This window comes from Streptomyces sp. CNT360 (assembly GCF_000424785.1).
Genome location: NZ_AUKO01000039.1, coordinates 24,100 through 38,732 on the forward strand (window position 1 = coordinate 24,100; position 14,633 = coordinate 38,732).

Annotated in this window: 16 protein-coding genes and 1 pseudogene; 3 read left to right on the top strand and 14 right to left on the bottom strand. The window is 70.5% G+C overall.

Annotated elements, in window-relative coordinates:
• Window positions 1-2 precede the first annotated feature (2 nt).
• The 10 genes from H297_RS0125285 to H297_RS0125335 all read right to left on the bottom strand — a co-directional run bounded on the left by H297_RS0125285 (window position 3) and on the right by H297_RS0125335 (window position 9,701).
• Window positions 3-815, bottom strand: coding sequence for an ATP-binding cassette domain-containing protein (locus tag H297_RS0125285; RefSeq protein WP_027739338.1), 813 nt, complete (start codon window positions 813-815; stop codon window positions 3-5).
• Window positions 816-874: 59 nt separating this feature from the next.
• Window positions 875-1,705, bottom strand: a complete 831-nt coding sequence (locus tag H297_RS38305; protein ID WP_037795403.1) for a hypothetical protein — start codon at window positions 1,703-1,705, stop codon at window positions 875-877.
• Complete coding sequence (locus H297_RS0125295; protein ID WP_051352163.1) at window positions 1,702-2,253, bottom strand: RNA polymerase sigma factor; 552 nt, start codon at window positions 2,251-2,253, stop codon at window positions 1,702-1,704. Before H297_RS0125295 ends, H297_RS38305 begins: the two co-directional genes overlap by 4 nt.
• Before the next feature lie 380 nt (window positions 2,254-2,633).
• The gene (locus H297_RS0125300) at window positions 2,634-3,758 is read right to left on the bottom strand and encodes a cytochrome P450 family protein (RefSeq protein WP_078514587.1); all 1,125 of its coding nucleotides are present in this window, start codon (window positions 3,756-3,758) and stop codon (window positions 2,634-2,636) included.
• Entirely contained in the window at window positions 3,743-5,221 is a 1,479-nt protein-coding gene (locus H297_RS44570; protein WP_027739341.1) for a cytochrome P450, read from the bottom strand. Before H297_RS44570 ends, H297_RS0125300 begins: the two co-directional genes overlap by 16 nt.
• Window positions 5,218-5,847 carry a GTP-binding protein gene (locus H297_RS0125310; protein ID WP_027739342.1) on the bottom strand — a complete coding sequence of 210 codons (630 nt, stop codon included), beginning with the start codon at window positions 5,845-5,847 and terminating at the stop codon, window positions 5,218-5,220. Before H297_RS0125310 ends, H297_RS44570 begins: the two co-directional genes overlap by 4 nt.
• Window positions 5,828-6,226 (bottom strand): DUF742 domain-containing protein, encoded by a 399-nt coding sequence (locus tag H297_RS0125315; protein WP_027739343.1) that lies wholly within the window; start codon window positions 6,224-6,226, stop codon window positions 5,828-5,830. The genes H297_RS0125310 and H297_RS0125315 overlap by 20 nt, the downstream gene beginning before the upstream one ends.
• Entirely contained in the window at window positions 6,223-6,669 is a 447-nt protein-coding gene (locus H297_RS0125320) for a roadblock/LC7 domain-containing protein (RefSeq protein ID WP_027739344.1), read from the bottom strand. The genes H297_RS0125315 and H297_RS0125320 overlap by 4 nt, the downstream gene beginning before the upstream one ends.
• Before the next feature lie 14 nt (window positions 6,670-6,683).
• The gene (locus H297_RS38310) at window positions 6,684-8,174 is read right to left on the bottom strand and encodes an ATP-binding protein (RefSeq protein WP_051352164.1); all 1,491 of its coding nucleotides are present in this window, start codon (window positions 8,172-8,174) and stop codon (window positions 6,684-6,686) included.
• Window positions 8,175-8,777: 603 nt separating this feature from the next.
• Window positions 8,778-9,701 carry a LysR family transcriptional regulator gene (locus H297_RS0125335; RefSeq protein WP_027739345.1) on the bottom strand — a complete coding sequence of 308 codons (924 nt, stop codon included), beginning with the start codon at window positions 9,699-9,701 and terminating at the stop codon, window positions 8,778-8,780.
• Between the two features lie 108 nt (window positions 9,702-9,809).
• Between H297_RS0125335 and H297_RS38315 the strand changes: the two genes are divergently transcribed.
• Entirely contained in the window at window positions 9,810-10,031 is a 222-nt protein-coding gene (locus tag H297_RS38315; protein ID WP_037795404.1) for a hypothetical protein, read from the top strand.
• A 78-nt stretch (window positions 10,032-10,109) separates the two neighbouring features.
• Complete coding sequence (locus H297_RS0125345) at window positions 10,110-10,304, top strand: hypothetical protein (RefSeq protein WP_027739346.1); 195 nt, start codon at window positions 10,110-10,112, stop codon at window positions 10,302-10,304.
• A 391-nt stretch (window positions 10,305-10,695) separates the two neighbouring features.
• Here the strand turns inward: H297_RS0125345 and H297_RS0125350 are convergent, their stop codons facing one another.
• The 4 genes and pseudogenes from H297_RS0125350 to H297_RS44585 all read right to left on the bottom strand — a co-directional run bounded on the left by H297_RS0125350 (window position 10,696) and on the right by H297_RS44585 (window position 12,736).
• Window positions 10,696-11,730, bottom strand: a complete 1,035-nt coding sequence (locus tag H297_RS0125350) for an amidohydrolase family protein (RefSeq protein WP_027739347.1) — start codon at window positions 11,728-11,730, stop codon at window positions 10,696-10,698.
• Window positions 11,731-11,830: 100 nt separating this feature from the next.
• Entirely contained in the window at window positions 11,831-12,055 is a 225-nt protein-coding gene (locus tag H297_RS44575; RefSeq protein WP_486589660.1) for an SDR family oxidoreductase, read from the bottom strand.
• A 98-nt stretch (window positions 12,056-12,153) separates the two neighbouring features.
• Window positions 12,154-12,558 (bottom strand): annotated as a pseudogene (locus H297_RS44580) (SDR family oxidoreductase); the annotation flags it as partial.
• Between the two features lie 22 nt (window positions 12,559-12,580).
• A complete protein-coding gene (locus H297_RS44585; protein ID WP_486589659.1) occupies window positions 12,581-12,736 on the bottom strand; it encodes a hypothetical protein in 156 nt (51 codons plus the stop codon).
• Between the two features lie 530 nt (window positions 12,737-13,266).
• Here H297_RS44585 and H297_RS38330 point away from each other — a divergent pair.
• Window positions 13,267-13,680 carry a DUF6198 family protein gene (locus tag H297_RS38330; RefSeq protein ID WP_051352166.1) on the top strand — a complete coding sequence of 138 codons (414 nt, stop codon included), beginning with the start codon at window positions 13,267-13,269 and terminating at the stop codon, window positions 13,678-13,680.
• Window positions 13,681-14,633: the final 953 nt, after the last annotated feature.

Below are 14,633 nucleotides of genomic sequence, written 5' to 3' on the forward strand. Positions count from 1 at the left end.
GGCTACCGTCCGGCTTCGGGCTGCTTTGCGGGATGCCGGCGCAGCAGGGCCGTGTAGCCGCGCTCTATGTCGCTGTCGCCCTGGTCGGTGTCACTGCCCGCGGCACGCAGGTCGTCGAGCGGGCCCGAGAAGACCGTGCGGCCCTCGTCCATGAGTACGACGCCGGCGCAGGCCGCACCGACGTCCTCGACGAGGTGGGTGGAGACCAGCACACAGGACTGTTCCCCGATGTCCCGCAGCAGCGTGCGGAACTCCATGCGCTGGGCGGGGTCGAGGCCGACGGTGGGTTCGTCGAGCAGCAGGATGGCGGGGTCGTTGACGATTGCCTGGGCGATGCCGGCACGGCGCAGCATGCCGCCGGAGAGCGATCCCATCCGGTCCTCGGCCCGGTCGGTGAGGTCGACCCGGTCGATGGCGTGCTGCACCGCGTCGGCCATCCGGTGGCGGGGCACTTCCTTGAGCCAGGCCATGTAGGCGACGAACTCGCGCAGTGTGAAGCGCGGATAGTGGCCGAAGGTCTGCGGCAGGTAACCCAACCGGCGGCGTAGTGCGCGCAGTTCGCCGCGGCTGTGCAGAGTGCTGCCCAGGAGTTCCAGGTCGCCGCTGTGCGGGGTCAAGACGGTGGCGAGCGTACGGATCAGGGTTGTCTTGCCCGCTCCGTTGGGACCGAGCACGCCGTGCACACCGGTGCCCAGGTTCAGGTGGATTCCGTCGACGGCGGTGCGTCGGCCCCGCCGCACGGTCAGTGCCTGAGCCTGGATGTGATGGGCGTAGCGGGTGGGGGCCGTCTCGCTCGGGCTGACGGTTCTGGGCATGGTCGTGCCTCCTGGGATTGCGGGTGAAAGGCTGTGCAGGAAGAAGAGCGCTCCGCTCCTCAGCGGTGCCGGGCGCCGCTCTTTCGAGGGTGCAGATAGGCGTTGCGGCGCAGGACGACAGCGACACCGAGGAACGCGGCCGCGGCAGCCCACCCCGGGGCGGCGGACTCCAGCAGGTAAGGCGGAGCACCGCGCCCCCTGCCGAGGGTGGGGAGCACCACGAACAGTGCCCATCCGGCGCCCAGTGCGGTAGCCGCACGCTGGATGTCCACCACGCTGCCCAGCGCGAGGGCTGCGCACGTCAGGGCCAGGGCAGGCAGCAGGACCAGCGCGGGTGCGGTGCCGGTGATCCAGCCGGCGGCTGCCAGGGCCGGAATCACCAGGGACAGCACGGCCGACGACCGCCGCAGGACCAGCCCGAGACCCGTCCTCGGGGTGGATGCGATCAGCTCATGGGCCGGATCGAAGCGCGGGCCCCAACTCACGGCCACTCCCAGCAGTGGCATCGCCGGGGCCAGCAGCGTGAGAAGGGGCGAGTTGCGTGCCGCGGCGGAAGACAGGAGCAGGGCGCAGAGAACGATGAGCACGACCGCCATGACCCACGGCCCGAACGCAGGAGCTGCCCACCGGCTCAGCACCGTTCGTACCCGGCGCCACCGGCGGCGGCGTACCGGCGGCAAGGCCTCCGACAGGCGCGCGTGCACCCGGTCCATCAGCGCGGCGTCGGCCGGGCAGTGGGTGGCAGACACTTCCCTGACCTCCGCCTGGCAGGCAGCGCACTGTTCGACATGGCCCTCCAGCGCCCACAGCGCACCGGCGCTCGCACCGTCGGACGCGCCGGAGGACCGGACGTAGCTCATCAACAGTTCGCGGGGCACGTGCGCAGTCATGACAGGGCCTTTCGCAGTTCGAGACGAGCGCGGCGGGCACGCGTCTTGACGGTGCCCTCCGGGACCCGTAGCAGCACGGAGGTCTCGCGGACCGTCAGCCCGTCGAGCACCATGGCGGTCAGCACCTGGTGCAGCTCGGGGGCCAGCCGGTCCAGCGCAGCGCCGAGATCGCCTCCTATCGCGGCCTCCAGCACTTCGTGCTCGGCCGAGGGCGCCAGGTCGGGTGCGGCGCACGCCGGCGGGAGGGCGCGGTGGCGACCGCGTGCCCGGAAGGCGTCCACCAGCCGGCGGGCGGCGACCGTCCACAACCAGCTGCCCGCTTCCTCGCCGCGCAGGCTGTCGGCGAACGGCCCGGCCGCCCGCCACACCGCGAGGTAGGTCTCCTGCAGGACTTCGGCGACGATTTCGTCGTCCGCGCAGCGCCGCCGCAAGCGCGCTGTCAGCCAGGGGGCGCTGCGCCGGTACAGCTCGTCGAAGGCGGCAGTGTCTCCGCGGGAGATCCGCCGGACCAACTGCGCCTCGGTCAGGGAAGCCGGTGAACGTTTCACGTCCTAGCCTGACGGCGCACCGCGGCTTCGGGTTTTCCTGAGAGGCGTGTCCTACGTCACAGTTGCTGGGCCGCGCCGGTCGACAGTCTCCTGGCGCGGCGCCGGACAGCAGGACAGGAACGAACGGTCAGAAGTCGTCCCAGTGACCTGAGCCGGGGAATGCGTCGGCAGCAGGTCGAGGTTCCTTCCGCGCACCCAGGAGCGCTCCTCGCACGCTGAGCCGGGGGCTGGGCCGTCGCACGACGACGCACCCGGCCACCCGGCGCGCTCCCGCTGGACATCGGTCACCGTCGGCGGTGGAACCCTCGGACCCGGACGGCTCGTACAAGCGACCAGCGACGGGTCTACGACTCAGGTCGCTGACGCATCTCCCACTCAGGTCACTGGGAACGGAGGCGCATCATCAGCGCCTGGCGGCCGTTGGCGATGAACGACTCGGTCGCCGTGTCGTTGCGTGCGTCCTCCGCGAGGGCGAGACCGGGGAAGCGCTCGAAGAGCGCCGGGAGCGCGATGCGCCCCTCCAGCCGGGCGAGGGGGGCGCCGACACAGAAGTGCACACCGTGGCCGAAGGAGAGATGGTCCGTACGGGTCGGCCGTTCCACATCGAAGACGTCTGCGTCGGACCCGTGGTGCTCCGGATCGCGCCCGGCCCCCGCATAGTTGACGAGAATCGCCTCTCCCGCCCGGATCACGGTGCCGTCGTCGAGCTCGATGTCCTCGACGGCATACCGCAGCGGGAGGTTGGCGATGGGGGGCTGATGGCGCAGGGACTCCTCCACGGCGCTGTCCCAGGAGCACTCCCCGGCGCGTATCCGGGCCAACTGGCCGGGGTTCTCGACGAGGTTACGTACCGCGTGGTGGAGGAGGTTGACGGTGGTCTCGTGGCCGGCGCCGATCATCAGGAAGAGCGTGTCCAGGAGTTCCTGCTCGCTGAGGCGGGAGCCGTCGGCGTCGCGGGCCGCGATGAGCGCGGTCGTGAGGTCCTCACCGGGCTTCTCCCGTTTGCCGGCCACCAGGTCGCACATCACACGCATCAGCGTGGCCATGTGAGCCTCGGCCTCCTCCGGGCCCTTGGAAGTGGAGAAGAGCCCGTCGACGGAGGTGCGGAGGATGTCGCGGTCGCCTTCGGGGACGCCGTACAGCTCGCAGATGACGGCGATCGGCAGGGGATAGGCGAAGCCTTCGCGCAGGTCGACCGGGCCGGGCCGCGCGGCGTGTGCCGCCTCCAGGTCGTCGAGCAGGCCGGCGGTGAGCTCCGCGATCCGCGGACCCAGCCGCTCGGTACGGCGCGGCGTGAACGCCTGGCTGACGAGCGTGCGCAGGCGGCGGTGGTCGGAGCCGTAGGCGGTGAACATGTTCTGCACGCCGACCCAGCTCATCAGCGACCAGTCGGCGGGTATCTCGCCGTTGCGGAACGCCGTCCAATGCTGCCGCGGGTCCTTGGAGACCCGCTTGTCACCGAGCAGGCGCCTGACGACCGCGTGGTGCCCTACTGACCACGCCACCACCCCGCCAGGGAGTTCCACACGCGCAGCAAGCCCCTGGCCCCGGAGGCGTGCGGCCTCGCCGTGGACGTCGCCTCCCCGGGGGTCGAGTCGTACGGGTGCGCCGTCTGCTGCGGCGTGGTGGGGGCACTTCTGGTCGTGGACGGTTGCCATGGGGTGCGTCCTCCTGGACTTCCGTACGAATCTTCGGTCGAATCCTGCAGCCGGACGGGCTGTGGTGGGAAGACCACCGGAAGGGCGGAGAGCCCTCGCTGATACGGGCCGGGGCGCCAGGACAACCGGGGTCGCGGAGTGGCAAGTTCGATGTCGGGGAGCCGGTCGAGCAGGACCTCGATGGCGACGCTCGCCATCATCATCGCCACCGACCAGGCCGGGCACTCGTGCGGGCCCGCGCTCCAGGCGAGGTGCGCGCGGTATCCCGAGCCGCCCGTGCCGCCCGTCGCGGAGTCGCCGCGGAGCGCCTCGTCCTGGTTGCAGGAGCCGAAGGAGATCATCACGGGCTCCCAGGCGGGCAGCAGGATGCCGTCGATCTCCAGGTCGCGCACCGGATAGTGAGTCGCGTAGTTGGCCATCGGGGCGTAGTCGAGGAGCGTCGTCTCCAGGGCCTCGGCGATGCGCTGGCTGCCGGAGCGCAGGCGCCCGTAGGAGCTGTCGTCGCTGAGGAGCTGGAGCAGCGTGGAGGCGATGAGGTTCTGCTCCGGCTCCATGCCGGCGCCCATCACCAGGAGGAGCTGGTTGATGATCTCCGAGTCGTCGTCGTTGCTCGACGGGTGGGCGAGGAGCCAGGAGGCGACGTCCTCGTCCGGCCTGCGCCGCTTCAGGGCAACCAGCTCCTGCCACGTCTCGCTCAGCGCGACGTTGGCCTGAGCGGCCTCGGGGCCGCCGTCGAAGACGGTAGCGGTGAGCTGGTGGATGCGGCGGCCGAGGTCGCCGGGGACGCCGAACATCGCGAAGAGCATCTGCAGCGGCAGCAGCGCGGCGTACTCGCCCATGAGGTCGGCCTCGCCGCGCTCGGCGAAAGCGTCGATCAGGCGGTCGGCCGTCTCCCGGGCCGTGCGGCGGAGCGTGGGTGGGTCGAGGCGGCCGAGGCTGTCGCGGACGGCGGTGCTGAGCCTGCGGTGCTCCTCGCCGTCCTCGTAGAGCGCGTTGGGCCGCACCCGCATCATCTCCAGGACGGGAGGCATGGGCAGGCCCTGCCGCTCCCGCGCCTCGAACCAGGGCCCGGAGTTCTTGCTGAACTCCGGGTGCTGGAGGATCTTCAGTGCGGTGTGGTACCGGACGACGAGGGAGACCTCCACGTCCTCATGGATCCTGGCCCGGACGATCGGTGCCGTCTCCCGTGCACGCGCGTAGAGCGGTGCCGGATCGTGGGTGAACTCCTCGCCGTACAGCAGGAGGGGCGCCTGGCCCTGCGGACCCGGAGTGTCCCCCGGGGCGCGTGTGGAGGTGTCTGGCTGGGTCACACGGTCTCCTGGAGGGCATGCGGACGGCGGTTGCGGTCCTTCAGGTGGAGCACGAGGTTCACCAATGCGTCCCGCGAGGAGGCGCGTTCGCGGGCGTCGCAGGTGAGCAACGGAGTGTCGGGGTCGAGTTGGAACGCCTCCTGGAGCTCCTCGGCGTCGTACGTGTCGTTGCCCTCGAACTCGTTGACGGCCACGACATAGGGGAGGCCGAGCGCCTCCAGGCGGTCCATGGCCTGGAAGGAGTCCTCCAGCCGCTCGGTGTCGGCCAGGACGACGGCGCCGAGCGCGCCGCTCGTCATGTCGTCCCACAGCGGCTGGAAACGCTGCTGGCTGGGGGCGCCGAAGAGGTACACGATCAGGTCGGGCTGGAGGGTGATCCGGCCGAAGTCCATCGCCACCGTGGTCTCCGTCTTGCCCATGCGGCGCAGCCGGTCTATGTGCTCGCCCGCCTGGGTCATCGGCTCGTCGGTGGTGAGGGGTTCGTAGTCGGACAGCGATCTGATCATGGTCGTTTTGCCGACTCCGAGTGGCCCCACCACGACGAACTTCACCAGGGTGATGTCTCCGTCGGGAAGGTGCGGCACCGAGCGGTCGGTGTGGGGGGTGTCAGAGGTTTCGGAGTCCATCCAGCACTCTCTCCAGCAGCGCGTCCGTCTGCTGTGCGTAGGCGGCGGCGAGGTGGGTCGGCGGTGGGGGAGCCTGCGCGGTCACCAGGCCGCCGTCGACGAGGTCGGAGACGACGACCTTGGTGACGCTCACCGGCAGCGAGAGCTGCGCGGCGATCTCGGCGACGGTGAGCCCCCCGTCCCGGCAGATCGCCACCACCCGCTCCTGTTCCGGGCTGAGTTCGGTGGGCGCCAGCGCCACGGGTGGCGGTGGCAGATGCCGCACCCGCACCACGGTGATCAGGTCGAGCGTGTTGCGGGTGGGACGGGAGCGACCACCGGTGACGGCGTAGGGACGGACCAGCCGGGGCGCGCGGTCTTCCCGTGCGCCGGGGTTCACGAGGGTGCGTCCGCGCCGCGCCGGGGTGTCGCCATGTGCTCACCCAGGCGCAGCACGCAGGTGTGGGCGGCCGTCGTGAGCGCCGCCAGGTCGACGTCGCGGTCGGCCCGGACGGCGAGGAAGCTCTGGTCGCCCGCTCCGACGATCATGAGGAACCCGCCCTGGTAGGAGTTGATCGTCTCCTCCCAGGTGCCCTCCTCGCCGCTCATGGCGCGCTGCGCGTAGCTGCGCGCCAGGGCCTGGATGCCGGAGGCGGCGGCAGCCATCGGCTCGGCGTCGGCCGTCTGCAACTCCTTGGAGTGCGCCCGCCTGATGCCGTCGCCGGAGAGGAGCACGGCAGCGCGCGTGCCGGGGACGGCGTCGACGAGCTGCTGGTCGAGAATCCAGCCGAGGTCGTTCTCGACGTCGTATCGAGGGGTCTCACGGAACGTTCGGGAGGTCATGGTCGCTGTGTCCTTCACTCGGCGTGCGGATCGCCGTCCGCAGTGCCGGACTTGGGGCGGGGAGCGTTCTGCCAGGCACCCATGCGGGCGCCTGCCGACGACGGGTCGACTCGGGGAGCCGTCGCCGGTGGGAGCGGCGCGGGCATGGCGCCGGCTGCGGCGCCGCGATTGCGTACAGGCAGGCCGTGACGGGTACGACGCTGGCCGGCTGCGGCGTCCGGCTCCGGCGACGGGTTGTCGGCCGGTGCCGAGGGCTGCTCCTCGCGCCGCGCGGTGGCGGGCGCGTGACTCGCGGGCTCGTGGGGTGCCCGTGCCGCGTCGGACGGTTCCGGGGCCTGCGGCGTCGGATCTGTGGTCGCGGCGTGTTCCGCCGGCTGGCGGGCGCCCGCCCGCTGGTGGACGGCCGATTCCTCGCTGCGGGGCATGGGGATGCCCGGCGGGCGGGTGGGCTCGCCTCCGGCGTCCCCGGAGAGGGGCACCGCTGGGGCGCGGTGCGCGCCGGAGAGGCCCGCGGGCGTCGCGTCCTCGGGGGCGTCGGTGAGGAGCTGGGTGGGGAGCGTCACCGTGACGCGGACGCCGGCGAGACGGGAGCGGCGGTCGATCACGATGCGCAGGCCGTGGCGCTGCGCGATGCGACCGGTGAACGCGTAGCCGATGCGTGGCGGATCGCCGAGATCTCCCACTCCGGCGGTGACGGTGCCCGAGGCGAGCGACTGGATGCGCGCCAACTCGTGGTCGCTCATCCCGCGCCCGCCGTCCTCGACACTGACGGCCACACCGTTGGCCACGCGCATCGTGCTGACCTCGACGACGGAGCTGGAGGGCGAGAGCGTCACAGCGTTCTCCAGCAGGTGCCCGAAGAGCTGGATCAAAGGTTCGACGGCCTGGGTGCGCACGGCGACCCGGGGCCGGTCGAGGATGCGTACACGGTGGTAGTCCGGCGCCGTGGACAAGGCGCCGCGCAGCACGTCGTACAGCGGGGTGGTGGGGCGCTGACGCCCGGGCGCGCTGCCGGCGAGCACTCGGAGCGAGAAGAGCCAGCGGGCGAGGCTCTGCGCCTTGTGGTCGATCGGGAGGAGGCTGCCGAGAACCTCGGGGTCCTCGTGCTCGTGCTCCATGTCCTCGATCAGCTGTTGCAGCTGGTAGACGAGCGTGAGCAGGCGGTCGGCCACGCCGCGCAGCGCGTTCTCGGCGGACTCCTCGGCGCGCTCCCTGGCCTGCACCGAGACCTGGCGGAAGGCGTCCACCACCTCGTCGAGTCGCGCGTCGAACTCGGTGCCGTGGAACCGGGCGGACGCAGGACCCGGGTCCTGCTCCGCGAGGTCGGTGCGCCGGGCGGCGAGTGCGGGCAGCCGCCGGTGCACGAGCTGCGTCAACTCCGAGTGACGCAGCTCCTCCTCCTGTCTGAGCCGCCCGGTGATCTGTGTCTGCCGCACCAGCAGCACCAGCAGCACCAGGGACATCAGCCCCATGGCGATGAGCGACCAGGCCAGTATCTGCGTCATCAGCACCTCGACCGGAAGACGGAGCGGTCACGGGCGGGTGCCGGGCGGTCGCCGAAGTGGTGGGAACCGGCGTGGGCCGGAGCGACGGCGGTGCGGGCGGCGACGGCTTCCGGCCGACGGAACGGCGAGAGAACCGCTGGGACGCCGGTGTGGTCCATGTGGTGCCGTACCTCGATCGCGCGTGCTGCCGAATGACTTCTGCCCGGGCCCCCCGAAATCCCGTGCTGAGCACGGGGTATGACGGCCCGTCGTGACGGACCGGCATCCAGTGATCGTACCGCCATCCCACCCCTGATGGGGAATCTTCCCTCCGCTCCTCCCGCTGGTAAGGGAGCCCTGTGTCCGAACGCGGAAGATCTTGTGAAGTGCATGGAGGAGCACCTCACGACGGGCGCGGTGGGGGCTGCCGGGGGACGTTGGTGGTGGGCTGGTTCGAGCGTTGAAGCCGGGATGATGGGGGCCGGGCATCTGTACCAGGCGGCCTGTCGTGAGTGCGCGTGCGACGGTGACTCGGGCGAGGAGACCGAGGCCGCGCCGGGTGGGGACTCGAAGGGGTTTGCTGTACGGCGTCGTGGTGCAGGGGTGTGGTTGGCTGGCGCTCCGTCAGCTGGCCCGGTCCGTGTGCTCGGCGGCGAGGCCGTCGAGGAGCGGGGTGACTGCGTCGATGGCCGGGTGCTGTTCGCTGCCGCTGCGTACGACCCGCACGAACTGGCGGGTCGGCCTGTTGCTTCCGGCCAGGGGGGTGCGGACCAGCTGGGGTTGGGGTGGCAGGGTCGCGGTGGAGGGGATGAGTGCGATACCGAGACCGTGTGCGACCAGGCTCGCCACGGCGCTCCAGTCGCGGGCCTGGTGGGCGATGGCCGGGCTGAAGCCGGCGCTGTTGCAGGCGGCGAGGATGAGCTGGCGCGCGGAGTCGCCGGGGAATCCCACCACCCACGGTTCCTCCGCGAGGTCGTGGAAGGTGACCGATGGGCGTCCGGCCAGCCGGTGACTGGCGCAGGTGAGGAGTTCGAAGGGGTCGTCGAAGAGCGGACGCTGTGCGAACGCGGCATCGCTCAGCGGCGGGTTGTCGGCGGTGGCCTCCACCACGGCGAGGTCGGTGTCTGCGCAGAAGAGCAGATCGAAACAGTGCGCAGGCTCTGCTTCCCGGACCTCGACGGTCAGAGTCGGCGAGGCGTGCTGCAGCTGGGCGGCTGCCGGGGCGAGCAGGACCGAGACGGCCGTGGGGAAGCCGGCCAGCCGCAGGGTTCCGCTCAGTGCGGCCGGCCGCGTGGCGGCCAGCTCCGCCTCGGCCTGCTGCCAGTAGTCCTCCATCCGGTCCGCGTGTCGTAGCAGCACGCGGGCGGCCGGGGTCAGCCGTACGCGGCGTCCGTGCGGCTCCAGCAGAGGGGTCCCGGTATCGCGGCTGAGCTGGCGCATCTGCTGGGAGACGGCCGAGGGGGTCAGATGCAGTAAGCCGGCTGCTGCAGTGACCGTGCCGTAGCGGGCGATCGCCCGGAGGACCGTCAGGCGCCGCAGATCAATCATGAAGCTTTCCTACACGTTCTTGTGTATGAACCCAACCTGGACCTGCATGCTCGTTCGCCGGGACACTCCCGAGAGATCCCCACACATGCGCGGAGGAGGAACGGCGACGTGTCCACATGCCCGTACTGCGGCTGGCCCGACACCGACGTGGTGGAGACCGTCTCCCGGCACCGGACCGAGGGCGGCCTGACCGTCTGGACCCGCTGTGCCTGCGGCTCACTTCAGGTCAGAGCGGTCACGGCGGGCTCGGTGACCGTCACCGCACGCGGCCGTCCCCGCGCCACCGGCAGCGTCCCGGTGCAGCACAGCCCGACCGCGCCGAAGGCCTGACCATGGTCAGGAGCACGGCCTCCACCCGGCCGGGCCGCCGCCACGGGCTCGGCAATGGTCCTGGTCAGCGTTTTGGCCATGCAGGGCGGCCAGACCGCCGCCACGGCCGCCTCCGCCCTGGCCCGTCCGATCGTGATCACCGCTTTGCGGTTCGGGTTCGGCGCTCCGCTGCTGTGGCTGACCCGGCGGCCCCGCCTCCCCGAAGACCGCGGCTCCCTGCTGCTCGTCGCCGCACTGGGCACGTCGCTGGCCTCAACATCACCATCCACCTGAGCCGGTCAGGATCCCCCTCGGCATTGCCGTCCCTGTGCAGTTCCTCGGTGCCCTGGCCGTCTCCCTGGCCGGTGCGCGCCGCCCGCTCCGCCTGGTGTGGGCGGTACTGGCCGCCAGTGGAGTCTTCTTGATCAACTACCGTTCCGCAGGCTCTCTTTCCGGGGCAGGCATCGTTCTCGCTCCGGCCTCGGCAGCCCCCTGGCCGCCTACATGCTCCTCGGCTCCCACGCCGACCGCCGCTACCGGGGAGAGACCGTCCTCGCACCGGCAACCCTGTGGACTGCGCTGCTGACCGTCCCCCTTTGCTGTGGTGACACAGCCGCAGGCGTTCTAGGACCGCCTCGTGGCACTGTGGCCGTGCGCCTCCTCCTCCATCAGCGACACCGCTCCGTCACGATCGAACCTGACGGTCTCCTGCGTCCGTCACTCCGAAGACACGCTCGGCTGTGCGATGGCTGATGTTGGCACGCTGGCTCTCCGTGACGGGAGCCGCTCTGAGGAATGCAACGGCGGCCGCGGTGTCCTCGTAGGGACTGTCCACGGCGAACATGACGTTGTCGTCCTCGACGGCGCCCATGGCGAATTCGAGGGCTCCGGAGTCACCGATGCCACTGGTGGTGATGAGGAAGTTGCGCCGAAAGTACTCGCTGGGAGTGTGCTCCAGGGTGCGCATCGGAGTGGCGGCCCCTGTGATCCTTGAGGCGTAGGCGTACCGGTTGTCGATGCGCGTGAGGTAATACGGGATGCCTTCGCCGAGGTGGCCCAGGACGAAGGTCAGGCCGGGATAGCGGTCCAGCGTGCCGCTGAGGATGAGGCGCATGGCATGCAGCCCGGCTTCGGCGGCATACCCCCAGACGGCACCGGAGAGGCCGTGGTCGGAGTACTGGTCCAGCATGCTGGGCACGCGGGGGTGGAGGTAGATGGGGGCTCGGTGCGCTTCCGCGGCGGCCAGTAGCGGAGCGAAGCGGTCGTCGTCGAGGTACCGCCCCTCGGTGTGTGAGTTGACCATGATGCCGTTGAGTCCGAGCGGTCCCATGATGCGGGCAACCTCCTCGGCGGCCCGTTCGGGAGCCTGCGTGGGGACGGCACCGAGGCCGGCGAACCGGGTGGGGTGCCGTCGCACTATGCCGGCCAGGGAGTCGTTGAATTGGCAGGCGAGTTGGATCGCGCCAGCCGGCTCATACGGCTGAACGCCGGGCGGGTTCAGACTCAGGATCGCCATGTCCTGTCCGGCCGCATCCATGTCGGCCAGGCGTGCGTCGAGGTCGAGGAGCTGGGAGCGCGTTGGTTCACTGCGTTCGACCGCACGTGTGAGCTCCACCTCGGTCCGGTCACTGGGAAAGAAGTCGAGGCTGTGAGCCGTCTGCACGTATGCGTCCGTGATGAAGTGCTCTTCGACTGCGATGATGCGGTTCTCGGTGGCCATGCGTGGCTCCTCAAACGATGCTGGTCCGCCTGCAGACGGGAAAGTGGTCGGGGAGGGCTTGCTGGCCGGCGGCTCTCGAACCCTCCCTGTACGACGAGCGTCAGGCGCGGCGGCCGCCGTCGACGGACAGGGCGATGCCAGTGCTGTAGGACGCTTCGGGGGAACACAGCCACACTGCTGCTGCTATCACTTCCTCCGGGGTGCCCAGCCGCTCCAGCGGCGTGGCGGCCGCCTGCTCCCCGGCCATGCCGTCACCGGCCATGGAGGCGACGGCGTCGAACGACGCGGTCCGGGCCAGTTCCGGGCACAGGGCGTTGACGCGGATGTTGTGCGGCGCATAGTTGACTGCGGCGGTCTTGGACGGACGACGCCGTGCTTACTCGCGACGTACGCCGGAGACTGCGGGCTCGCATACAAGCCGCCGTTGGAGGCGGTGTCGACGAGCGCTCCGCCGCCACGTCGCATGAGCGCGGGCAGTTCGTACTTCATGCACAGGCACGCGCGGGTCAGGTCGACTCGCAGGACGCGGTCCCAGTCCTCGGCCGGCATCTCGGTGCGTTCTCAGGTCGTGGAGGGGACGCCCGCGTTGTTGAGCGCGAAGTCGAGTCCGCCGAACGTCTCCTCAAGGCGCGCGACTGCCCGCCGCACGGACCGCTCGTCGCTGATGTCGAGATCGATCTGCTCAGCGGTGCCGCCTTCCTCGGCGATCGCCGCCGCGGTCTCCTGGGCGCTCCGCGTGTCCAGGTCGAGGACGCCAACCGCGGCTCCGCCCCGGGCGAACTCGAGAGCGGTGGCGCGACCGCTCTCGCTGTCGGCGCCGGTGACCAGGCCCGTCGTCCGGTCAGGCTGTTCATGTCAGCTGCTCGTGGTTTGCCCATACGGCTTTGTACGGGTAGCGGGACTGCAAGCGGCGGATGAGCTCGGCCGCTTCGGGCATGGCGAAGGTCGCGTTGAGGGCGTCGATGTCGGCGAGACCGAGCTGCACGATCGCGGTGGAGATGAACACCGGGGCATGGTCGTCGCCGGGTACACGGATGTGGCGGGCGGACACGCGGGTCTGGCCATGCCCGGAGCCCATCATGAGGATCTTGACGTCCTCCAGGTAGGCGTCAAGGCCGCCTTCAGGAATCGGCTGGTCGAATAAATGAGCATCGCAGGGTGGATCATTACTTCATTGAACAGAGCATTCTCTGATTCGTCTAAGGCCCTTTGGTTCTTATCTGATTCCTGGAGGGAATGGATCAGATGGTGCCGAGCGGGCCTGGTGGATCTGCAAACGCCAGAGCTGGAGCGCGTCCTGGACAGGGTGAAGAACCGGACCGGTACGCCGCGAACGCGGTCGGTGCCGCAACGAAGGCCCGCCACCCGCGAAAGTGGCCGAGCGGAAGGGGACAGCCGACTTCCTGGCGAGGATTTCGGCCACCTGATCCCGGCGACGATACCGGAGGGTGCCACCGGGTCTCGCCGACCACGTACGCGACGGACTGGCCCGACCCGAGCTCCCCTGCAGGGGCGTGGTGGCGAGTCGATTGCTCCGTGCGCCAACTGGCGGTGTGGATACCGCTGTGCCAGCGCCCCGGGCTGGGCACGGCCGCGAACGCACTGATGGTCGGCCCGTTCGTAGACTTGGGAATCACCTGGATCCCCGAACCGGCCCACTGGGGCGTGCGCGTCGCGTTCGTGGCTGTGTCCGTGCTCGGCGTCGCCGTCGCCACGGGACTGTACGTCGGAGCCGGATGGGGGCCCGGCCCTCGCGACGGGCTGATGACCGGCCTCGCGCGCCGCGGCATCCCGCTGATCGCGGCCCGCACCGGGATCGGAGTGAGCGTGCCGGCCATCGGCTGGCTGATGGGCGGCAGCGTGGGCGTGGCCACCGTCGTCTTTGCCGTCTGCATCGGGCCGCTGGTCGGCTGCACGCTGCCCAGACTGACACTTCCCTCCGGGCGGTGAGGTGACGGTGGCCTCAATGGCGCGTAATCCACCGCCGGCGCTCCGGGGCGACACCGGCGAGCACAAGGCTGCGTCCGGGACCCGGTACGCGCGCCCGTCGCCACTGTGCCGGGTCTTCATAACGGCCGGGCAGTGCCGCTCCACGTGGCCCGGAGCGCAAGTCGCCTTGCGCGCCCTTCCGGCAAGGGGGGTGGCCCCTACGTGCACCATCGTCCGGGTCCGGGGCTCGCTGTGCGCGCACGTCGCCGGTGAGGATTGCGGGTGTCGGCAGGCGGGCCACCGCGACGATGCGCCGGGCCCGACAGGGGCGACAGCGGAGCTTGGCAGCCTGCCGGGGGCCGCGGCAGCCGAGGCTGGATGAGTATGCCCCCATTCGCCTGACAGCAGACCACCAGCCCGCCTTGGTGTACAGCTGGCCTCGGACGAACGAGCGAGCGTTCTCTCGTGCCGAGTTGGGCAGCCACTACAGGCGCGCACGACGCACGGGGAGGCCAGAATCAGTGTGGGTGCTAAACGCACCATGGCCTGGCTCGCCGGCTGCCGCCGCCTTTACCGATGCTACGAGCGCGAGGCCGACCACTTCCCAGCCTTCACCCGCATCGCCCCCATCTGCTACCGGAGGCTCGTCCAATGAGATGACTTCTCAGCCGGCCAGCTCGCCCGCAGGGCGGCCTTGTCGAGATCGAGCAGATTCCAGGTCGTCATCCCGGCAGTACCGTAGCCGCCACCGACACCGCAGGCAGCAAGCACCACAGGAACCCTCTCCAACGCTCGCACGAGCCCCTGGACAGGGGAGGAGCGGTCACCCCGAGAAAGAGATCAGTACCTCCCTCGGCAAGGAGATCTGCTGTCCGCTCACAGACATCGTTCGTGCCTTGCCGTTGCCCCGCCTGGTGGTGCCCTTCGTGGTGCTTGTTGCGCCTCGGACTGCAGAAACCCCGTCCCCGTCCCGG